The following is a 23,285-nucleotide window of genomic DNA, read 5'->3' on the forward strand; positions in this document are numbered from 1 at the left end:
CAATTTGTTTTGCTGTTATTGTGATAAATAAAATATAGATAATATCAATTTAAGTAATTGTTATTATTTCTTAAAAAAAGATAACAAATAAGTAATTTGTATTTGTTAAATATTTTGTTTTTAACTTATTTTAATACTTATTTATATATTTTTGTTCAAAAATATTGAATAAATTGTAATTTTTTCAAATTTTGCTTTGTGGTATTAAGAAAGTTTTACAAATTTGTAAAGTCACAAAAATTAATTTGATATGAAGAAACTAACAGCAAGTCTTCTTGTTTTAGTAATGTCTTCTTCCATAGCTGTTGCGAACGCCCAGCAAAAGAATGATACTATTAAAACAAAAGAAATTGAGGGGGTGGTTGTAACCGCACTCGGGATTAAAAGAGAAAAAAAATCTCTTGGTTATGCTTCTGAAGAAGTTAAAGCTGCAGAATTAACCGGTGGAACTACCAATACCGGAAACGTAGCATCTCTTCTTTCAGGTAAGGTGGCCGGACTACAGGTAAATACAAACAACAATTTTGGTGGATCTGCAAACCTTTTGATCAGAGGATATAAATCTTTATCAGGAGGCTCTCCACTTATTGTAATTGATGGTTCACCAGTTAACAATAATACGGTAACCGGATCAGTATTCGATTACGGTAACTTTCTTTCAGATATTAACCAGGAAGACATAGAATCTGTAAACGTATTGAAGGGTGCTGCCGCATCAGCTTTATATGGTGAAAGAGGAAGTGATGGTGTTATCTTAATTGTAACTAAAAGCGGACGAGGAAACAATGACGGAAGCTGGGGGGTTACTCTCAACTCAGGAATTACAGCCGGATTTATTGATAAATCTACTTTCCCTACATATCAGACAAAGTATGGAGCAGGATACGGTGGCCAGGCATGGAATGAAGATCCGGGACCTGGAGGTTACAATTATGCTAACTTCGTAGATGATGCATCTTACGGACCTGCATTTAACCCCAACCAATTGGTTTACCAATGGGATTCATTTGATCCTTCTTCTCCAAACTATGGAAAAGCTACACCTTGGGTTGCTGCAAAAAACGGACCTATTAAATTCTTTGAAACACCAGTCACATACATTAATACAATTACCATTGAAAAAGGAAACAAAACTTCGAATCTTTCCTTGTCATATTCCAATATGCTTTCTAATGGTTTGATGCCTAACTCTGAACTTAAAAAAAATACAATTTCTGCGAAATTTAATCACGATTTTACAGATAAATTACATGCCTCTGTTTTCACAACTTTAACTTTACAAGATACTAGAGGACGTAATGAAACTGGCTATTCAGATAATATTGTTTCTGGTTTCAGGCAGTGGTGGCAGACCAACGTAGATGTACTGGCATTAAGAGATGCTTATGCTAACAATGGAAATAGTAACTTTTCCTGGAACAGATCTACAGCGGCTGATGGAACTCCTCAATATTGGAACAATCCATATTTCCAGAGATATCAGAATTATCAGTCTGATGACAGGACCAGAATATTCAGTTATGCACAGTTAAAATATGATGTTTCCAAAAATTTTGGAATTACAGGGAAACTATCTTATGATGATTTACAGATGGTTGTAGAAGAAAGATTAATGAATGGATCCCTTCCTCAGGCATTTGGTGCATCCGGGCTTAATGTAAGTTCGGGATACGCAAGAACCAATGTGAAAAACACTGAGATTAACTTTGATTTATTTGCTAATTACAAAGTTGATATTACTTCAGACCTAAGTGTTAGCGGTATTGCAGGGGGGAACGTTAGAAGAAACCTTGTGGATAATATTTTTATGAGTACAGAAGGAGGTTTATCTAAACCTGGGCTTTTTGCTATATCCAACTCTGTAAGAACGATACTTCCACCTGATGAGAATTATGCAAAATGGGTTACTTCCAGCTTATATGCAACAGCATCTTTTGGGTATAAGAACTTCTTATTTGTGGATGGTACTTACCGTGTAGACCAATCGTCTAACTTACCAAAAGGAAATAATAGCTATGGATATCCTTCGGTTACAGGTGCTGTTATTCTATCCGAATTTGTAAAACAACCATGGTTAAGTTTCTGGAAATTGAGAGCAAACTACGCTGAAGTAGGTTCTTCTACCAACAATTATAGATTGATAAATACTTTTAAAGCTAGAGGTGAAGGCCTGTTTGATCAACCTTATTTCCTTGCGAATCCAAACCTGAAACCTCAAAGATCTAAGGAAACAGAATTTGGTATGGAGGCACAATTCTTCAAAAACAGATTAGGTTTTGATATTGCAATTTATAAAACCAGAACATTTGATCAGATTATCAATTTACCAGTTTCTTCCGCAACAGGATATAGAACGTTCCTTGTAAATGCAGGGCAGATTGATAACAAAGGTATAGAAGTACAGTTAAATGGCACACCATTTAAAACAAATAATTTTACATGGGATGTAAACGTGAACTGGTCTAAAAATGAGAATAAAGTTATTGCATTAAATGGTGATTCTCAGAATTACCTAATGGCAAGTTATCAGGGTGGGGTTTCTCTTAATGCACGTGTTGGAGAATCTTTTGGAGCTTTGGTAGGATCAGATTATGTATATAATGCGAATGGCGATAGAGTAATTGATCCAGCTACAGGTCGTTATTTAAGAAATAATAATCAGGTTATAGGGAATATAACACCAGACTGGGTAGGTGGTATCAGAAATAGCTTCCGTTATAAAGATTTCTCAGTAAGTTTCCTTATTGATGTGAAAAAAGGAGGAGATGTATTCTCTACCGATATGTATTACGGATTGGCAACTGGTCTTTATGCAGAAACAGCTGATTATAGAGAAGGGGGATTCGTACATCCAGGTGTTAACCCGAATGGAAATGTAAATACGACACCTGCTATTAATCCGGGATCTTTTGGTAACGTAGACGGATATAGAAGAATGCCGAATAAAAGATTCGTTTATGATGCATCTTATGTAAAACTTAGAGAAGCAAGTATAGGGTATAATCTTCCTAAATCTGTTCTGGCTAATACGGCCATCCGTGATGCAAAAATTTCAATTGTAGGTAGAAACCTTTGGATTATCCACAAAAACTTACCTTATGCAGATCCGGAAGCGGGTACTGGGAATGGTTTAGGAGCTAAAGGTAATTCTATTGGAGTACTACCTACTACCCGTGATATTGGGATTGATATAACTTTAAAATTCTAGAAAATGAAAAAATTATTTTTAATTATAGGTTTAGCTTCACTATCGTTAACTTTTACATCTTGTGAAAGAGACATCACGTCACTAAATGAAGACCCTAAACACCCAACTGAAGTTCCGTCAGGAGTACTTTTTGCCAGTGCTGAACATGCACTTCTTGACCAGCTATTGTCAGCCAATGTAAACCGTAACATTACCAGGTTTTTTACGCAGCAGTGGTCAGAAACTACTTATACTGATGAGACGAACTATGATATGGTGACAAGGCCAATTCCAAGGAATCACTATAACCGTATGATGGCATCTGCCTCAGCAACCATCAACTCTCCAGGAGTATTATCTGCATTAAGAGATGCCAGAAGATTTCTTGAGAGCGAAGGGGTAGATCCTGTTACTAAAAATAACAATATTGCTATGATTGAATTGGTAAATGTATATGCATGGGCCAATTTAGTTGATACATATGGTGATATTCCTTATTTCGGAGCATTGAAAGCTACCGCTGAAAATCCAGGAAGTGCGGAAATTCCATATGATGATGCAAAAACAGTGTATCTGGATCTTATTAAAAGAATTGATGCTGCTGTTGCTATGATTAATACTTCTGGTAGTGGATATGATAAAGATTTGATCTACAAAGGAGACATGACTAAATGGAAGAAAATGGGTAATTCATTGAAATTCAGAATGGCTGTAACTTTAGCAGATAGCGACCCTGTATTAGCTAAAACGTATGCAGAAGCAGCTTACACTGCTGGATTATTTACTGAAAAAGCAGATAATTTCGGACTGCAGACTTTCCCTTCAGGATTATTGTCAAACCCTGTGTATCAGGATGTCATTCAATCTGGTAGAAATGACTTTATTCCGTCAGATGTTCTAGTTGATTTTATGAATACTACCTCAGATCCAAGAAGAGCAACATGGTTTACACAGGTTGCTGGTGCTTATGTTGGAGGAGTTTATGGTGATCAGAATGTTTTTAGTAGCTATTCTCACTTTACAAATGCTATTTCTGGAGAAAATGCACAAGGCTTTTTATTAGATTATTCTGAAATTCAGTTTCTAAGGACTGAAGCTGCTGCAAGGGGCTTTAGTGTTGGTGATACTGCTGCTAATCTATATGCATCTGCGATTAAAGCATCAATGACTGAGTATGGGATTACTGAAGGTACTGCAAATACTTTCATTGCAGCCAATCCATATAATGTTGTTAACTGGAAAAAATCTGTCGGAGAGCAGGCTTGGATAGCAATGTTTAATAAAGGATTCCAGGCATGGAATTTTGCAAGAAGACTAGACTTCCCTGCATTTGTAAATCCTGGAGGATCTGTAGTAGAATCTGTACCGGTAAGAATGAAATATTCTGATCAGGAATATCTTCTTAACGCTAAGAATGTGAACGCTGCAGCTTCAAAGATTGGAGGTGACAAAGTATCTACAAAAATATTTTGGGATAAATTTTAAATTAAATAATAATTCCTCAAACCTACGAGTAGGTTTGAGGAATATAAAAACATTTATATGAGATTTTTTATAGGAATTGTTCTTTTAATGAGTGTTGCATCGTGTTCCAGTGATGACGACCGTGCAGTTGAAAATGAAAACGTAAGTATTAATGGGACTTGGAAACCATATAAGTATGAATTTAGAGGCAAAGATGTCATGTTGAGTGACTGTGAAAAGAAAGGAGTTATATTTATAAATCCGGATTTATCGGGATCTTATGAAAGATATGATCTGTCTTCTTCTTCCGGAAACTGTAATCTTTTTGATTCTTTCGGAGGAAAATGGACCTTTGATAAAATGTATCAGACCTTGACTCTTACCTATACGGAATCAGGAGTTTCTAAAACATTGAAAAAAGAAATTGATTCCTATTCCAATACAGAATTAAGAATTAATGACAATAGCAAGAACTTGGATACTACGCCTGGAAATGACGAGGCGGTTCTGGTTTTCAGAAAAGAATAAATAATCTTATTTACTTATAAAACCGCCTTCGGGCGGTTTTTTTATTTCCGTATATTTGTACTTCAAAATTTTGAAATGAATATTAAATATATTATAGAAGAAAAACTTTCAGAAGTTATTTTAAATGTATATCAGTTAAAAGACATCAAGCTGGAAGTTCAGGAAAATAAAACGGAATTTGAGGGTGATTTTACCATTGTTACTTTTCCGTTGGTGAAACAGTTGAAAAAAAATCCTGAAAGTATCGGGGTTGAATTAGGTGAAGCTTTGACAGAGCAGACGGAGATTTTTGAAAGCTTTAATGTAGTAAAAGGGTTCCTTAATGTTAAGGTTAAAAACCAATTGTTTGTAGATAACTTCAGATCTGTAAGAAAGAATTTCTCTACTATAGAAAAGAAAAATGCTACGGTAATGGTAGAATATTCTTCACCGAATACCAATAAACCCTTACACTTAGGGCATATCAGAAATAATTTATTAGGATTCTCAGTTGCTCAGATTTTAAAAGAAGCCGGATATGATGTGATCAAAACTCAGATCATTAACGACAGAGGTATTCATATCTGTAAATCAATGCTGGCTTGGGAGAAATTCGGGAATGGAGAAACTCCTGAAACAACGAATACCAAAGGCGATAAATTTGTTGGAAACTATTATGTAGAATTTGACAAAAACTATAAAAAAGAAATTGCAGAGCTTGTAGAACAAGGAGTAGGAGAGGAACAGGCTAAAAAGGATGCTCCGGTGATGAAAGAAGCACAGAAAATGCTTTTGGATTGGGAGAATGGAGAAGCAACTGTAAGAGCGCTTTGGGAAGAGATGAATTCATGGGTTTACAAAGGATTCAATGAAACGTATAAAAGACTGGGTGTTGACTTTGATCAGGTTCAATACGAAAGTAATACCTATATTTTAGGAAAAGATCTTATTCAGGCAGGTTTAGATAAAGGTGTGTTGTATCAGAAAGAAGACGGTTCTGTTTGGTGTGATCTTACCGATGAAGGTCTTGATCAGAAACTATTGTTACGTTCTGACGGTACTTCTGTTTACATGACTCAGGATTTGGGAACAGCCGTAGAGCGTTTTAAAGACAACAATATTCAAAAGCTGATCTATACAGTAGGAAATGAGCAGGATTATCACTTCCAGGTTTTATTTAAAATTCTTAAAAAACTAGGATATGAATGGGCTGATCAGTTGTTCCACCTTTCTTATGGGATGGTAGAACTGCCTGAAGGTAAAATGAAATCCCGTGAAGGAACCGTAGTAGATGCCGATGACCTGATGCAGGAAATGTATGAAACAGCTAAATCTAAGGCTCAGGAATTAGGAAAGTTAGAGACACTTTCTGAAGAAGATAAAGAAATATCTTATGAAACAGTAGGCTTGGGTGCATTGAAATACTTTATGCTTAAAGTAGATCCTAAGAAAAAAATGCTTTTCAATCCGGCAGAAAGTATTGATTTTAATGGAAATACAGGGCCGTTTATTCAATATACTTACGCTCGTATTCAATCATTATTATCTAAAGCGGGTACTTTACAACCAGAAACAGCTGATATTGAATTAAATCAATCCGAAAAAGAATTGATTATGCAGCTGGCAAACTTTAAGACTATAGTTGCCAAATCAGCGGAAACATTAAGTCCGGCTTTGGTGGCAAACTATGTTTATGATTTGGTTAAGGCCTACAACTCTTTCTATCAGAACAATCCAATTCTGAATCAGGAAGATGAAAATGTAAAACAATTCCGTTTGAATATTTCAGATATCACCGCAAAGACGATCAAAAAATCGTTGGGACTACTGGGAATCGGAACTGTAAACAGAATGTAAAAATAGAAAGCCTCCTGAAAAATTCAGGAGGCTTTTTCATATATCAATAATCTCGAATCAGAAGTATCCCGAATCTCAAAATCTCGCAACCCGAACCCCGCAACCCAAATTTACGTTTTATCATTACTTTCACCATTCATCTGCTTCAAACTATCCGCATACAACTTCGCAGGAGTCCACCTTGCATGTTTGGAAAGAATAGCTTTATATCCTCTGTTATATGTATAAACCTTGGTAAATACAGCGCCAAAAAATATCAGCATACAGGAATAGTTGATCCACATCATAATCAGGATGACGGTTCCGGCAGCACCAAAGGCTGAAGTAGGCTTCACCTGATTAAAATAAAGACTTAATAAAAACTTTCCGAGGGTAAATAAAACAGTTGTCAGAAATGCGCCTTTCCATACCGGTTTCCAGCTGATCAAAACATCGGGCAGCACTTTAAACATTAAAGCAAATAAAAGCATGACCAGTCCAAATCCTACAGCAAAATTCACAAACTCTACCAGCATATAGGTTTCAAAACCAAAATATCTGGTAATAATCTGATTGAAAAGACTGATCAAAGAAGATAAAACCATGGTGATCATCAAAAGAAATCCCATAATAAGAATCATCCCCAAAGAATTGGCTCTGTCCAGGAGAAATTTAATCAATGCCTTTTTGGGAGCAGCTTCCACTTCCCAAAGTGAATTTAATGAATGCTGAAGTTGAAAAAAAAGCGTTGTAGAACCAAAAACCAGGGATCCAACTCCTACGGCTTTCATGAAAATATTCTTTTTGTCAATCAGAGCGCCCGCCAGCATACCTTCAATACTTTTAGCAACATCCGGACCCATAATACCACTGATTTGCGTACTAATTTGTCCACGGATTGCTTCTTCGCCAAAGAAATTTCCGAGTACCCATATAATAATAATCAATAATCCCGGGATTGAAAAGATAGCATAATAAGCAAGACTTGCTGAGTCTTTTGATGCAGTAGAATTATTCCATTCTGTAAATGTGTCTTTCAGAACCTCCCAGAAAAATTTAGCATTTTTGATCATATTAAAAAGGATATCCGATGGCAATATTTAAAACAAGATTATCTTTTCTCCAGTTAGAGTCTCCGAAATTAATTTTATCGAAGGCCCATCTGTCCCCTTTTTCATAATAAGGAACTCTCAGTGGCATGGCAAGATCAAGTCTTAAGATCAGGATAGAAAAATCCAGTCTCAGACCTACTCCGGCTCCCACCGCAATTTCATTTAAAAAGTTTTTTGAAAACTTTGCTCCCGGTCTGTTTTCATCGTCATGAAGCAGCCAGATATTTCCGGCATCTACAAAAACAGCTGCATTTAAAAATTTATAAAGATTGGCGCGGTATTCTGCATTCAATTCCAGCTTAACATCCCCGGATTGATCAAAATAAGTACCTTCATCAAGGGTTCTCGGATCAAAACTTCCAGGTCCTAATGTTCTTGCACGGAATGCTCTGATACTGTTGCTTCCTCCTGAGAAAAATTGCTTGGAGAAAGGAATAAATTCTGAGTTTCCATAGGGATAAGCGATTCCTCCGATAAATCTCGTAGCCAGAGAAGATTTTTCAGTAAACTTATGATAGAACCTAACATCGTTTTCAATTTTTACGTACTGGCTGAAAGGAATACCGAATATTTTCTTTTCCTTATCTTTTTTTACATCAGCTCCGGTAACCAATCCTGTGATATTTCCTGCAAGATCAAGCGTTCCTTTATAATAAAAGGTATTGGTTCTTGGCAGCATGGTATTGGTATATGTGTAAGAATAGGTAGGGCCGAAAATTAGCTGCTTATCGACAATTCGTCGCATAGCAGGATTATTGATAGATTTAGCATAATATTCATCTGTAACATTTGCTGGCGATACCAATGTAATATCAATGACTTTCAGATCATGTTCTTTCCTCGCATTTTCTTTCCACACATATCCGAATGATCCGGTGAAATTATTAAGAGTATAAAATTGTGTTCTGTTCTGGAATTCATATCCCAAACTAATATTGGTTCTGGGAACAAATTCACTGGAAGAATGAAAACGGAATGGTGCCACAATTCTCGGGATCGAAAGCTGCACATTTGTTCCTGCACGGAAAATATTATTGGCGTTTTGCGCACCTCCCATCTGGAAATCAAAAGCTCCGTAGATGGATGCTTTAAATTGTTCTGCACCTCTGAAGAAATTTCTATGCGTCCAGTTGAGGTTCAGCTCACTACCTGCATAGTTGGCAGAGTTGGTTCTTCCCAAAGCTTCCAGACGGAGCGATTGAACTTGTCTTGGGGTTAATAGATAATAGGCATCAAATTTATGGCTTAAAGAGTCAGATACGATGAACTCATTCTTTACAAATTTGAATACGCCCAGACTGATGAGTCGGTTCAGGGTCAGATTATGATTGGAACGGTTATAAAGATCTCCTTTTTTGAAATATAGTGCTCTGTCAAAAATTTTCGGTTTAAACTTATGTTGAGGATCAATGACGTAAATGTCGTCGAAACGATATTTAGAAAGAGAATCTTTATCCATCGGAATGCTGTATTTTCCATCTTTTACATCCTGAATGTTGTAATTGGGAAATACAATAACATTATCAATACTAAACTGTTGAGTTGCTAAATCAGGGGTATTGTCTTTCAGTTTTACATTAAGCTCAACCTTATGATTTTTGCTCACCGTACTGTCGGCCTGTACAATAATGTTATCAGGATGGAAATAATAAAAACCTCTTTCTTTTAACCTGTTGTCAATTCTTTCTCTTTCTGCTTTGATGACATCAAGGTCAAATGGCCTTCCGTTTTTAAGAAGGGTTCTATCAGTAAAGTTTTGAATTTCCCGATTAACCAGCGTAGAATCTTTCTGGAATTTTACTCCGTCAATCAAATATCTTGAACCCGGTCTTACCGTATAAATAACCTGGGCTTTTTTATTCTTTGAAACGGTATCATAAGTGGCTTTAGCATTGAAATATCCTTTATTTTCAGAATAATTTACAATAATGTCTTTATTGAATTCACGATCTACATCGCCTAATAATACAGGTTTTTCACCCACTTTATATTTAAGCCAGTAATTAAAACCTTTATCTTTTTTCGGTTCTTTGGCAATATTATAAAAATACAACTTGGGACGCAATCCTAAAAAAGTAGAATTGGGCTTTGGAGTAAGATTGGCTTCTAATGCTGACTGAAGGTCTTTCTTTTCTTTTTTAGAAATTGTATCATTTTCAATCTTTACTTTGGCTCCCGTGTAAAGCATCTGACCTTCTTTCAAAAACCTTGTATTACTGCACGAGACCAAAGTGGATGCCATTCCGGAAACCAACAGATACTTACAATATATATGGAACTTATTACTCATTATTTAAATTCTACCACTTGGTTATTTTGATTTTTTTTCGGCTTCTTCTCTTTAGATTTCTGGAAAATCTCCCGGAACTTGTCATAATCCAATGTAATGATAAATCCAACTCCGGTTTCTATGATCTGCCCCTGAAGAGCTACCTGATATTCATCCTTACGATAAGCTCGCAGCATATATCTTCCATCTTTAGAAAGACTGTAATCTACGGAAACGTTACCCGCAATATTCGTCATATTTTCATTCTGACGGGCCTGACCTTCCAGTCCGAAATTACTTCCTACCGTTACTTTCAGTCGGTCGTTCAATAATTTTTTACTGATATCCACATTCAGGTCAGTTCGGGTATTTTTTTCTCCGCTGGAATAATCTTCTGAAGAATCAAGACCAAAATTAAGATCTACCCCTTTGATCAGACCTGCCGCAAGATTATTTAACTGTTGAGAAAGAATCTTACTCACACTCTGTCTTGCCATGGTCTCTGCAGACATTCCCGCTCCGCTTTCAAAAGGATTTTCTCCGATAAAACGGTTCAGAAGAAGTAATGCAAACACCTGCTTATTCAGCTCAGACTCCTGAGTTCTGATCTGGGCAAGCTTCTGATCTACAACATCTTTTACATTAGTAGAAACAGAATTATTTTTTTCATCTGTAGTAATATCAAAAGTAAGCTGAGGTTTCAATAATTCCCCTTTCATTTTTAATAAAGCATTGAAAGGAACTCTCTGCTTAAACTGATTCAATGTTGAAGCACTTTCTCCACTGATCTGCTGTTCCACAAGGTCAATAGGAGGAGCTTCTGTTTTATAAACGGCGGTAATATCCATTTGAGCCGTTGTAGGCTCACCGGTCCATGTGATGGTACTGCCTTTCTGGATGTCAAATTTACGTTTCAGGAAACTCACCGAAAGATCATAACTACCTTTTTCCACTTCATACACTCCTACCAATGTGGTTTTTCCTGACGGGTCTATTCCTCCTGTTAATTCTGCTTCACCCTGAAGCTGTACAAAATCACCATTGGCTTTATCAATAATCAGAGACAGTTTTGCTTCTTTGCTGACTTCAATATTAACACTCACATCCATCCCTTTAATACGGCTTTGTGCATTAAGAGAATCTGCTTTGATTGTTTTGTTCAAAACCACCTGATCCTGATCCACAAATTCTACAATACCATCTCTTTCCTGTAAAGTAGGGCTGGATTGAGGAAGAACAAAAGTGAAATCTGTATTGTCTGCCACGCTTAATCTTCCGTCTACTTTAGGAAGATCAAGGTTTCCGCGGATATGAAGACCTGCATCAATAGCAAGAACACCATACATCATGGCATCATTAGACTTTTCTGAATTGACTACTTTAAAGTCTTTAGCATTCACATTCAGGTTAAAGGCGAAATCTCTGTACGTCTGCGTCAGAACCTGTCCATCTACTACAAGAGCATTTCCGTCTTTATCTTTAATTTTAAATTTATCAAATTCTATTCCCTGGCTCGTAAAATCTATTTCATCACTCAGATGTCTGAAATCACTTCCGGTTTTGGCAATTTCCAATCCGGCATCATTGAATTTTACTTTTCCTAAAATATTAGGCTTATCAGTAGTTCCTGTAATCTTTAAATTTCCTGAAAGATAACCTTCCGTATTGGTAATTGCATTCATAGAAAACCCTTGAATACTCTTCATCTGAATCTGATTGATCGCCATATTCAGATCGAAAGTACTGGATGAGGTGTTATAATCTCCCAGAATTTTTACATCATTATTATTTCCGGAAAGCGCAATATCAGCATTTAAAACCTTCGGTGAAGCATTGTTTACTTTTACTGCAAGATTTCCGACAGGACTTCCATAGACGATTAAATCAGAAATATTAAGGTCCGAAGTGAAGGTCATATTTTTAGTAACATCTCGAAGTTGTGCTGTTCCATTAATAGTTCCTCTTGCCAGAACCGTGTCTTTTTTAATAAGTTCTGTAATGGTTTCAATCTTGAAATCTTTCAACGAAATATTCAAAGGACTGCTTGGACTGTTGGTTTCAGACTGAACAGCAATTTCACTATTTCCATTGGATAGGATAAAATTATCAGCCAGAATTCCTTTATTGCTGATCTGGATTTTGTTGTTTTCAGCCACGTTCCAATCCGTATAGTTTAGTTTTAAGCCATTCGGGTTCAGAGAAACTTCAGTAATATCATTTAAGGATTTTGCACTTCCGGCAATCAGGAATTGCGTAGCGTCTTTTTCATCCTTTGTGGTAACGTTGTAGCGGATGGTATTGTCAGCAACATCACCGTCAATATTGATTTTATTTAAAGAAAAACTTGAGCTTTTCAGTGCCGCAACATTCAGGCTGTACTGTAATGCCTGATTTTCATTCGTTACTTTTAAAGCTCCTTTTTCAATAGAGTTTTCGCCATATAATAATCGCGGAATCTGTCCGTCAATTTCAATTTTCTGAGAATCTGCATCATAATTTCCTGCCAGATTAATGGTTTCAAAATCTTTCAGATCCGGAACAAATTTTCTGATCAGATCATCATTTTTAATCTTTGCAGTAAAATTAAAATGCTGTCCCGGATCAATTTTCTGACTTTTATCCGGCTTCTGGAATTGATAATACTGATTGACCGTTTGCGTTAATGCTCCAAAAACCTGGGTAAGTTTATATTTACCTTTCAGCTCCACATCTGCCACCTGAGAATTGAAAATAATCTGGGTAGAATCCTGAGTGGAAGAAGCCTTCAGATTGACTTCCTGTACAGGATATACTTCTTTGGTGTCTGAAAATGCAAAATCTTTAAGGTTTAAATATCCGTTCAGATTATTCGGATCCAGACTTGTAAAATCACCATCAATTTTTCCGGCAATGATCATCGGTTTTTCATAGAAACCAAGCTTGTTGACATCCAGCTTGATGACTTCTCCATTTACTTTTACAGTAGGATTTTTTTCATCATATACTCCGGAAGCGGTCAACTGTAAACTGGCATTCGGATCTTTTGAATCTAAAATAACATGATAAGCCCCTTTGTTGATCTTTCCGGTAAGATTCATATTTTGATAACGGTATCCTTTGTAGACCGCTGAGGCAACATGTCCTTTTAAATCAGCATTGGCATTTTTAAAATCAAAACTTTCGCCTTTTGCTGCAATCTGTGCCGTGACAGGACCAATATCTTTATTCTGAATAATTTTTCCTACCTGTATACCCTGAAGATTTGCTTTTATATCATATAACTCATGATTTTTCTTCCGCATATCTACTTGTGCGATGATGGCTGCATTTCCGAGTGTAGAGTAGAGGTTAAGATCTGTATTTACTACTTTAGTTGTTCCTTTTGCATTTCCCTTGATACTGAAATGGGAAGGAAGAGAAATATTGGAAGGAATTGTATTTTTCGGGACAAGATTGAATATCGTTTTGGCACTGGAAGAAAATTCTCCGATTCTCAGATCGTAATACAACTGATCAGGATTCATCGCATTTTTAATTTTTCCGGATGCCATTACCCTTAACTGATCCAGCCCGGAAACTTTAAGATCCTGAATTAAAAGATCATTCACGCTTCCTTTTACATTCGCATTTACATTGAGAATAGCATTTGGATATTTATTAAATGGAACTGTATTTCTTAACGTTGGAACCAGATTCAAAATGTCAGAGAATCCTATTTTTGAATCTTTGATATTGGCCGAAATCTTCACAGCACCTAAGTTTGAACTTAGTTGATCGATGGAGTTGTAGTTTAAAATAACCTCATCGCGCAATATTGTTTTTGGAGTTTGAAGATAAAGGTCTTTGAGATAAGCCTCCTTTTCTGCATACACGAAATCCGTATTGAATTTCTGAATATCCAATCCTCTTCCTTCTTTGATTTCTGCAGAATTTACTGTTCCTGCAAAGGTGTTATTCTCCATTTTGAAACTTCTCACCTCCACATTCATTTTTGAAAAATTCAGGTGGTTGAAGTCCATTCCCTGTTTAGTTGGGGCAATAGCGGTATTGTTATAATTTACCTTTACATCATTTAAAACAAGCTTTCCTAAAAGAAGTTTCATTGCTTTATCCTGATCGGAAACTTTGGAAACTTCAGGTTCTTTGGTCTTTTTCGGATTGGCATTCTGAGCAGGAAGATAAAGATTGGCATTAATGTCTGCTCCGGAAAGAAATACATTCGCTACGTTGAAAGCATTATTTTCCAGATCCAGTTTATTGACCTTTGTGCTCAGTTCTGTGAAGATTACTTTTGCAAATGTTTTAGTATTTTCATCACCGTAGTCAACATCGAAATGAGTAAGCTTAATACCTCTCAATCCAATATTCATTGGTTTCTTTTCATTAAGAGAGTCTACTTTTTTCTCAACCTTTTGGGCAACTTCTTCTACAAGTCCCTGTTTTAGCTTTAATTTTAATCCGTCAAGATTGATATCATTAACGGCGTAATTGTTTTTATTAAGATCAAAAGTTTTTACTCTGGTATCGAAAGACTTAAAATATAGTTTAATATCATTCCTGGATTGTTGGTCATTGAAGGTTACCCCAATATCTTTTAAATTGATTTTATCAAGAGAAATAATGAATGGCTTTGAAGAACTTTCTTCTTTGTCGCTGGTTGCGAAAGCATCAATGATATAATTGAAATTGAATTTGCCATCCGGTTTCCGTACAACATTGGCACGGGCACCTTCCATGCTGACTGAAGTAATGTCTGCTGTAGAATTGAGGAGCTTGAGCATATGTAAACCAACATCCAGTTTCTTCACTGCCAGAAGGGTGTCTACATCCTGTCCTTTGAGATAAAGATTTTCCATGACAAGACTGTTGGGAAATCCGATGTAAACTTTTTCAAGGCTTACCTTAGTTTTGATTTTTTTCTCAAGGTAAACAATAAGCTTGTCTTTAATGAAATTTTGAACGGCAGGAAGCCTTAAGCTTAATATCAACAGGGTAAGAAAAACCAATATTGAAATAAAGGTTATTGCAATACGCCTTAAAATTTTTGTGGTGTTGATTTTCAGTTTCAAATGCGAGGTGGTTTCTAACAAAGATAATAATACTATTTTATTTAGTCTTTGTTGTGGTATCCTTTGCAAATGCAAAAATCCTGCCTTGACTGTCTTATTATGGAATTTTTAGTTTGTAGTTGTCAAGTGAATAGTTGAGTAAGACGAACCAAGGCATGGATATTTATTTTTAAAAAGCCCCCTTTATATCATTTTTAATGTTGAAAAGGTTAGTTAGCAAAAATGAAATTCAAATGTTAGTGTAGAAAAGGGGGCTTGGCATGGTTTATATGATAGATAATAATTTTTTAGTTGTTTCCGTTTTCCCATTTTACCTCTTCTCCCTGTGGAGCGGCACCACCTTGTGCGGCTGTAATAGGAGCGGTTTCCTGGTTGATATGGTAAATGTAAGCGGCAATCTTTTCGGCATCTCTTCCTGTGATGGTTCCTTCCTTGATGAAAGGTCTCATGGTAGGATTATTTGGAGAACCGTTTTCAAGCATCCAGAATACATTTTTAAATAAACTTTTTTCTTTTATGTTGATCCAGTGCGTATCAGTAAGGTTCGGGCCTATTCCTCCTTTTCCTCCGTCTCCATGGCAGGTAACACAATTTGTTTTGAAAAGTTCCTGGCCTTCTGCGATATTATCAGCACTGTATTTTGCAGATTCCAGATTGATCTGAGGAGCTGTTTTTTCATACTCTTCAATAGATGCCAACATGGTTTTTGCTTCTTTGGTATATTCTGCTTCCGGATGGGCGTAATCTGTGAAAGAAAAGGCTACCAGATAAACTACGCAGAAGATACATCCGAACCAGAATAAACCGATCCACCATTTCGGAAGTGAGTTGTCAAGCTCTGTAATTCCGTCAAAACCATGGTCGATAAGAATATCTTTTTCTTCCGTAACGGATTGTTTTTTGAAGGCCGAATTCCATAATTTCTGATAATAAGGAACATTTTTTTCTGCCAGATATTGTTTTTTATCTTCCTCTGATAATCGGTTGAAATTTTCATTTTCCACCAGATCTCCAATTGAATTCATGATCAGCAGGAGGAGAATGGCGATTAATATCAACGCCCAGAAAAAAGGAGAAGAAAAATATCCTGAATCACTGGCGAACATTTCAAAGGCCATGATCGTTAAACCTATCGTTGCTGCGATATATATTGAAATTGGGGTTCTCGTTTTCATTGCAATTCAATTTTAAATGTTACTCTACGCTGGCAGTTTGTACCTGTGTTGTTTTAATGTCGGTACCTAATCTTTGCAGGTACGCGATCATGGCTACAATTTCTCTCTGTTCAAGAGGTACATACGCAGATCCTTTTGCTGTTTTTTCTTTTACCATCTGATCTTTTACATCCGTTGCTTCAGAATATATTCTCTGTACAATCGCTTTTGACTGGTTGTCTGCCCATTGGTTGGCAGAATCTATCTGAGCTTTTGTGTAAGGAACATCGAAAGCATTTTTCATCAGTTTCATTTTATCCACCATCTGATTGCGGTCCAGTTTATTGGTAATCAGCCATGGGAAACGTGGCATGATAGAACCTGCAGACGTAATTCTTGGGTTGTACATATGTTTAAAGTGCCAAGAATCTGGGTTTCTTCCTCCTTCTCTGTGAAGATCCGGTCCAGTTCTTTTAGATCCCCATAAGAAGGGTCTGTCATAAATAAATTCTCCGGCTTTGGAATACTGTCCGTTTTTTCCTTCAAATCTTACCACTTCATCACGGAAAGGTCTGATCATCTGAGAGTGGCATGAATTACAGCCTTCACGAATATAAAGATCTCTTCCTTCCAGTTCCAGTGGAGTATATGGCTTTACTGCTGTGATCGTGGGAACACTTTGCTTCAGTGAAAGTGTCGGAACAATTTCCACCAATCCACCAATAGCGATTGTGATAAAAGCTAATATAGAAAGGAGAGTAGGAGTTCTTTCCAACCAAAGGTGTACGCCTTCGCCTTCTTTTCTTGTGCTTCCGATATTGGCTAATGCAGGAGCTTCTGCAGGAACTTCTTTCTGAAATGAACCGGCTTTAACCGTTTTGATAACGTTAATAACCATTAAAATTGCTCCTGACAGATAAAGAATACCTCCTAAGAATCTCATTTTAAAGTAAGGAATGATCGCAGTTACTGTATCCAGCCAGTTTTTCCACAATAAAGTTCCGTCCGGGTTGAATTGTTTCCACATCAATCCCTGTGTGAATCCTGAAATATACATAGGAACGGCATAGAAGATAATTCCTAATGTTCCCAGCCAGAAGTGCCAGTTGGCCAGTTTTTTAGACCAAAGAGATGTTCTCCACATGATCGGAACCAGATAATATACCACTCCGAATGCCATGAAACCATTCCATCCAAGAGCTCCTAAGTGTACGTGACCAATAACCCAGTCGGTATAGTGACCAATTTTATTTAATGATTTTGTTGCCAATAAAGGTCCTTCGAAAGTAGCCATACCATAACAGGTAATAGCAACTACAAAGAATTTCAGAATCGGATTTTCTCTTACTTTATCCCATGCCCCTCTTAAGGTTAGAAGACCATTCAGCATTCCTCCCCATGACGGTGCAATAAGCATAATAGAGAATCCTGTTCCTACCGCCTGAGCCCAGGCAGGTAAAGCTGTATATTGCAGGTGGTGAGGCCCGGCCCAAAGGTATACAAAGATCAGCGACCAGAAGTGAATGATGGATAACTTGTATGAGAATACCGGTCGTTGTGCTGCTTTTGGCATAAAGTAATACATCAGGCCTAATACAGGGGTCGTTAAAACAAATGCTACTGCATTATGCCCATACCACCATTGTACTAATGCATCTTTTACACCTGCATATACAGAATAAGATTTCCAGCTTGTGAAAGATAACGGAACTTCCAGATTATTGAAGATGTGAAGCATTGCCACAGCAATCCAGGTTGCAAGATAGAACCAGATGGCTACATATAAATGTCTCACTCTTCTCCTGGCAATAGTTCCGAACATATTGATTCCGAAAACGATCCATGAGAATGCAATTAAAATGTCAATCGGCCATTCATGTTCAGCGTATTCTTTAGATGTATTGATTCCCATAAGGAATGTAATCACTACACTGATAATCATAATCTGCCATGACCAGAAATGGATCCATGATAGCGTATCACTATACATTCTGGTTTTAAGAAGTCTTTGCATACTGTAGTAAGCACCACAGAAAAAGGAATTACATACGAAAGCAAAAATTACCGCACTGGTATGAAGCATTCTGATTCTTCCGAAGCCCATTGCTCCCTGAGTATTAATCAGTCCCTGAATATTGCCTGAAGCTAAGCTTTTAATAGTTGTATCATCCGTACCGAATAAAAATTCAGGTAATTCAGGATAAAAAAGCATCAATGCAGCTGTAAGCCCCAGCAGAAATCCTACAAGTCCAAATGCGATGGTGGCATAGAGGAATGCTCTGACAATATTATTGTCATAATTAAATTTTTGCGTCTCCATAAATTCCAATAGTGTTTACCGAAGTGATATTTTCTCTGAAAAAAGGCTTATTTTTGACTCTTTTCTATGTTGAAAATAAATATCATGTAACGTGTATAATGTTTTGCCAAAGGTATTTATTAACTTTGTTAGAGGCTATTAGATAATCTTCTAAAATATACCGAAAACTACTAAAACAAAAACGATGAAAGTATGTGGACAAAATATCAGGAAAATCCGTAGGAGTAAAGACCTTACACAGGAATACATGGCTTTTGAAATGGGAATCTCCCAAAAAGCTTATTCCGATATTGAAAACTCCAAGGTGAAAATTAATCTGGAGATACTGACTAAAATATCAACTATTTTAGACATCAAGCCATCCGATATCTGTAGCATTTCGCATAAATGTGGAATAGATACATATGAAGATAAATACCAGGATCTTTTGGAGTATATGAAAAAGAATAATATTTCAATTCCGAAAGAGTTTTTGTAGACAGTACCCTTTTATATTACATTTAATTTTTAACAATCATAAAATAATGATCTCCTTCAGCTATCGAAGAAGATCATATTTTTTGCTCAAAAAAGAGCTGTGTTTCTAGTGTGCCTGATGATCATGGCATTGATGAGGGAACAAATATTTGGATTTTCAAATTTATTATAATCAATAAATTATTAATAAATAATTATGTAGAAAAAAATTCACATAATTGTGGATAAATCTTTACATTAAATTTAATTTTCTATAATATATTTGTCATAAATCTAACGCTGGCCACTGAATGAAGCTACTTTACTTTATTTCACTCTTACTTTCTTTATGCATCAACGGTCAAAACTATACCACTCAATGGTATAACATGGATAACGGTCTCCCTCAAAACAGTATCAAAGATATTGTAAAAGATAAATATGGATTCATCTGGCTGTCTATGGAAGGCAGGGTTCTGAGATATGACGGGAGTAACTTTGTACAGTATAATAATTTTAAACTTAAAAATTTAAGTTTTGGAGATTTCTATGGCAATATAAAAAAAGACAGTATTTCCGTTTTCAATATTTCTGAAAAAAAAGTTCTTCTGATTTCCCGCCGCCGACCGGATGTGATAGCGGCTAATAACACATTTGAGTACGGAGGTGCTTTGAAAAGTAAGATCTATAAAAGAATTGTAAGGAATAATATCACTGCCAGATATATTTCTTATTATATAAATTCCTATTATGTTCAGTTGGATGAAGGAAAATATTACTTTGAAAATAATAATATTGTTTACGTTGATAAAAAAAGCAAGAAAAGAACTTTAGTTGCTGATGGGTTTTCTTATGACCGGTTAAAAAGAATATTTGTTCATGGTGAATATGTACTCATCAGTGATCCGGTCAGAAAGAAAATACTCCAATTGTACAGAGGTATATTGTCAGAAATAGAAGCTCCTTCTATCTATACAGACCCTGAAACCAGAATGTACTGGCAGCAGATTTCCGGACAGGTTTTTATGATTCACCATGGTAAAATATACAGAAGTGAATACTCTGGAGGTAAACTAAAACTCACTTTTTTATTAGAATACAAGGATATTGATAAAGATATCTCAGGAGCTATGTATTATGATGATACTGCAAGAAAACTATATATCGGAAGTTCTATTAATGGACTAAAGATATTGAGCTTATCAGATTTTTCAGTTTCCAGGAAAAATTTGTCTTATCAGGATGAGGTCTGCTATGCAGCAACTTCTTACGGGGATAATTCTGTCTTGACGCAGGAGGGAATAAAGTATTCCCGTAATACTTCAGAAAGATTATTTTTTGCCCCTCAATCTTATGATAAGAGATATATCTTTGAAGATAATGCGGGAAATCTGATATACCGGGAAAATAATTCTATTCATGTACGGTATAAGAATACCAGATTTACAAAATATGATTCCATTGCTTTTAAAGACAAAGAGATTGATGGGCTTTATAAAAATGGAGATCTTTATATTGCATCCATCGTAGATAAAAATCAGTTTTATCTGTATCTGTTTAGTCATGATAATTTTAAAAAAATTGAAAGAATTATTCCATGTGAAGATAATATAGATGCGGTGTTCAGATATGATAAAGACCTTCTTTATCTGGGAAGCAGTGGAGGAATTTACGTGTATTCTCTTCCTTTGAAAAGGATGGTAAAGCAGATTGGAAAAGGTCTTCCTGTAAAGCAAATTATCAGGACAAAAGACGGGAATACCTGGTTTACTACTTACAACAGAGGTATTTATTTAATAAAAGCTCAGAAAGCTGTAAGAGTTCCTTCCGATAAAAATAATTTTCTGGCTAATGCTCATTATCTGTTGGAAGATCAACATTCCAATTTATGGATCTCTTCTGATAACGGACTGTTTAAAGTCAATAAAAATACTCTTCTGCAGTACATGAAAACGATGAAGGGAGTGATCACTTATTATCGTTATACCAAAAAACAAGGTCTTTTAAATAATGAATTCAACGGAAGTGCCAATCCCTGTGCTCATAAGCTGAAAGATGGGCAATTTGTATTTCCGTCCATGGAGGGGTTTGTATTTTTTAATCCGGAAAATGTAAAAACCTATTATCCGAAGTCTGAAAGTATCTATCTGGAAAGAGCAAGAATAAAAGGGAAAATGATTCAACTGAACAACAAACTTTTTCTTGAATGTGGTTATAAAAATGCAGAACTCTATATTGATATTCCTTACTATTCCGATCTGGAAAATATCTATCTGCAGGCAAAGCTTTCAGATAATGAGGATGGCTCATGGATTACTATTAAAAATGATAAAACATTTAGGCTGGCCAATATAGACCCTGGAAATTATACTCTTTGGGTTCGGTTTTTATCTTCAGAAACCGGAAAATTCGTTTATAAAACAATTCCTGTAGAAGTGGAAGCCTATTTTTATCAAACTGTTCTTTTTAAAATCCTGATTGCAGGTATTGCTGTTTTCATCGTTTTAGGAATTGTACAGATGAGAACCAATTTTTTAAGATTGAAAAATAAAGCGCTGAAAAATACACTGTTGCATAAAGATAAAGAATTGCTGGAAACCAATAATAAACTGAAAAATGAATCCGATTATCAAAAAAAACTGGTAGAAAGTATAAGCCATGATATTACAACACCGGTTAAATTTATTGCACTTCTTTCACAGGAGCTTAATCAGTCAGTAGATCTGAAGACCCAGAAAAAATATTTTGACAGCATTTACAAAACCTCGGAGCAGCTGTATAAATTTACATTAAGTCTCAAAGAATACACAGAACTATACAAGCAGGGAAATACAACAGATGAAGAATGTTCAATCTATGATCTGATTGAAACTAAAAGGTTGTTATTTGAAGAAATAGCAGCAAGGAAAAATACATTTATATATAATTTTTGTGATCATCAACTGAAGAGCAGGCTTAATAAAAATATTCTCCTTGCGGTTTTTCATAATATCATCGATAATGCAGTGAAAAATACTTCAAATGGGGAAATTACAATCATATCGGGCTCCACAGAATCACATATAGAAATCAGCATCACAGATACGGGCAGCGGGATGTCTGATGAACAACGGGTTTACTATTCCGAACTTTTTAAGACAAAAGACAGCGAACACATGGTTTTTAAAAATTATGGGTTAGGTCTTCACATGGTTGTTCAACTGATGATGAAAATTAATTCCGAAATGACTTTTCATAGAAATACACCTAAAGGAACCATTATTAAAATCCTTATTAAAATATGACAAAAAAAATACTCATTGCAGATGACCATCATGTGGTAAGAATCGGGACAGCTATGATCCTGGAGAAAAATTTTAATCATTTTGAAATCGATTTTGCAGAAACCTACGGAGAAGCAAAAAACAAAATTGAATCTGAAAAATATGACCTTGTTATTCTTGATATCGAACTTCCGGGAAGCATTCTAAAATCTATGGTCAAAGAGATCAAAAAGATCTCTGAAGATACTCTTATCTTAATATTTACCTCCTACAAAGAAAATATTGCCCTGCAGTATATTGAAGAAGGTGCGAACGGCTTTTTGAACAAGCAAAGCGACCCGGATCATTTTGTTAAAGCTATTGAAGCTCTTTTTAAAGATGGATATTATTATACTCCTGAGATCACGAATGAACTGCTGAAAGGAAATAGAAAGAGAAATGCCGTCGAAAATTTATCTGAACGAGAGATGCAGATTTTTAATCTTCTTGCAAAAGGAAACGGAAATCTTGAAATAGCGAATGCCCTTAATATTGAAGAATCTACTGTGGGTACCTACAAAAGACGGGTATATCAGAAACTGAAGATTACCAATCTGGTTGAATTGCTTGATATTTATAACGAAATACATTAATTTCTCACCTGTTCTTGTCATAAAGCCGCTACAGTTT

General features: G+C 35.9%; 12 protein-coding genes. 7 read left to right on the forward strand and 5 right to left on the reverse strand.

What is annotated here, in order from left to right; genetic code table 11:
• Positions 1–250: 250 nt before the first annotated feature.
• The 4 genes from ACLMCG_RS14440 (at position 251) to argS (ending at position 7,015) form a co-directional block, all read left to right on the forward strand.
• On the forward strand, positions 251–3,208 hold the full coding sequence (locus ACLMCG_RS14440) for a SusC/RagA family TonB-linked outer membrane protein (protein ID WP_413960123.1): 2,958 nt from the start codon (positions 251–253) through the stop codon (positions 3,206–3,208).
• 3 nt (positions 3,209–3,211) lie between these two features.
• Entirely contained in the window at positions 3,212–4,672 is a 1,461-nt protein-coding gene (locus tag ACLMCG_RS14445) for a SusD/RagB family nutrient-binding outer membrane lipoprotein (protein WP_413960122.1), read from the forward strand.
• A 57-nt stretch (positions 4,673–4,729) separates the two neighbouring features.
• Entirely contained in the window at positions 4,730–5,179 is a 450-nt protein-coding gene (locus tag ACLMCG_RS14450) for a lipocalin family protein (protein ID WP_413960121.1), read from the forward strand.
• Positions 5,180–5,254: 75 nt separating this feature from the next.
• Positions 5,255–7,015, forward strand: coding sequence for an arginine--tRNA ligase (gene argS, locus ACLMCG_RS14455; RefSeq protein WP_413960120.1), 1,761 nt, complete (start codon positions 5,255–5,257; stop codon positions 7,013–7,015).
• 110 nt (positions 7,016–7,125) lie between these two features.
• Here the strand turns inward: argS and ACLMCG_RS14460 are convergent, their stop codons facing one another.
• The 5 genes from ACLMCG_RS14460 to ccoN form a co-directional block, all read right to left on the reverse strand.
• Complete coding sequence (locus tag ACLMCG_RS14460; RefSeq protein WP_413960119.1) at positions 7,126–8,067, reverse strand: YihY/virulence factor BrkB family protein; 942 nt, start codon at positions 8,065–8,067, stop codon at positions 7,126–7,128.
• 1 nt (position 8,068) lies between these two features.
• Entirely contained in the window at positions 8,069–10,396 is a 2,328-nt protein-coding gene (locus ACLMCG_RS14465; protein ID WP_413960118.1) for a BamA/TamA family outer membrane protein, read from the reverse strand.
• Positions 10,396–15,423 (reverse strand): translocation/assembly module TamB domain-containing protein, encoded by a 5,028-nt coding sequence (locus tag ACLMCG_RS14470; protein WP_413960117.1) that lies wholly within the window; start codon positions 15,421–15,423, stop codon positions 10,396–10,398. Before ACLMCG_RS14470 ends, ACLMCG_RS14465 begins: the two co-directional genes overlap by 1 nt.
• Before the next feature lie 287 nt (positions 15,424–15,710).
• Positions 15,711–16,598 carry a cbb3-type cytochrome c oxidase N-terminal domain-containing protein gene (locus tag ACLMCG_RS14475; RefSeq protein WP_413960116.1) on the reverse strand — a complete coding sequence of 296 codons (888 nt, stop codon included), beginning with the start codon at positions 16,596–16,598 and terminating at the stop codon, positions 15,711–15,713.
• Positions 16,599–16,617: 19 nt separating this feature from the next.
• Positions 16,618–18,897, reverse strand: a complete 2,280-nt coding sequence (gene ccoN, locus ACLMCG_RS14480) for a cytochrome-c oxidase, cbb3-type subunit I (protein WP_413960115.1) — start codon at positions 18,895–18,897, stop codon at positions 16,618–16,620.
• 184 nt (positions 18,898–19,081) lie between these two features.
• On the opposite strand from ccoN, the gene ACLMCG_RS14485 reads away from it, so the two are divergent.
• From ACLMCG_RS14485 to ACLMCG_RS14495, 3 genes are all read left to right on the forward strand, one after another.
• A complete protein-coding gene (locus ACLMCG_RS14485) occupies positions 19,082–19,375 on the forward strand; it encodes a helix-turn-helix domain-containing protein (protein ID WP_223599808.1) in 294 nt (97 codons plus the stop codon).
• Between the two features lie 289 nt (positions 19,376–19,664).
• Positions 19,665–22,637: a sensor histidine kinase gene (locus ACLMCG_RS14490; protein WP_413960114.1), complete on the forward strand. Its 2,973-nt coding sequence runs from the start codon at positions 19,665–19,667 to the stop codon at positions 22,635–22,637.
• Positions 22,634–23,248: a response regulator gene (locus ACLMCG_RS14495; RefSeq protein ID WP_413960113.1), complete on the forward strand. Its 615-nt coding sequence runs from the start codon at positions 22,634–22,636 to the stop codon at positions 23,246–23,248. Before ACLMCG_RS14490 ends, ACLMCG_RS14495 begins: the two co-directional genes overlap by 4 nt.
• Positions 23,249–23,285: the final 37 nt, after the last annotated feature.

Source organism: Chryseobacterium sp. S90 (genome assembly GCF_047444895.1).
GTDB lineage: Bacteria > Bacteroidota > Bacteroidia > Flavobacteriales > Weeksellaceae > Chryseobacterium.

Bases quoted from the DNA above. Each gene is read 5' to 3' on its own strand.
- ACLMCG_RS14440 (WP_413960123.1), top strand. From the start codon at position 251: ATGAAGAAACTAACAGCAAGTCTTCTTGTTTTAGTAATGTCTTCTTCC.
- ACLMCG_RS14445 (WP_413960122.1), top strand. From the start codon at position 3,212: ATGAAAAAATTATTTTTAATTATAGGTTTAGCTTCACTATCGTTAACT.
- ACLMCG_RS14450 (WP_413960121.1), top strand. From the start codon at position 4,730: ATGAGATTTTTTATAGGAATTGTTCTTTTAATGAGTGTTGCATCGTGT.
- argS (WP_413960120.1), top strand. From the start codon at position 5,255: ATGAATATTAAATATATTATAGAAGAAAAACTTTCAGAAGTTATTTTA.
- ACLMCG_RS14460 (WP_413960119.1), bottom strand. From the start codon at position 8,067: ATGATCAAAAATGCTAAATTTTTCTGGGAGGTTCTGAAAGACACATTT.
- ACLMCG_RS14465 (WP_413960118.1), bottom strand. From the start codon at position 10,396: ATGAGTAATAAGTTCCATATATATTGTAAGTATCTGTTGGTTTCCGGA.
- ACLMCG_RS14475 (WP_413960116.1), bottom strand. From the start codon at position 16,598: ATGAAAACGAGAACCCCAATTTCAATATATATCGCAGCAACGATAGGT.
- ccoN (WP_413960115.1), bottom strand. From the start codon at position 18,897: ATGGAGACGCAAAAATTTAATTATGACAATAATATTGTCAGAGCATTC.
- ACLMCG_RS14485 (WP_223599808.1), top strand. From the start codon at position 19,082: ATGAAAGTATGTGGACAAAATATCAGGAAAATCCGTAGGAGTAAAGAC.
- ACLMCG_RS14490 (WP_413960114.1), top strand. From the start codon at position 19,665: ATGAAGCTACTTTACTTTATTTCACTCTTACTTTCTTTATGCATCAAC.
- ACLMCG_RS14495 (WP_413960113.1), top strand. From the start codon at position 22,634: ATGACAAAAAAAATACTCATTGCAGATGACCATCATGTGGTAAGAATC.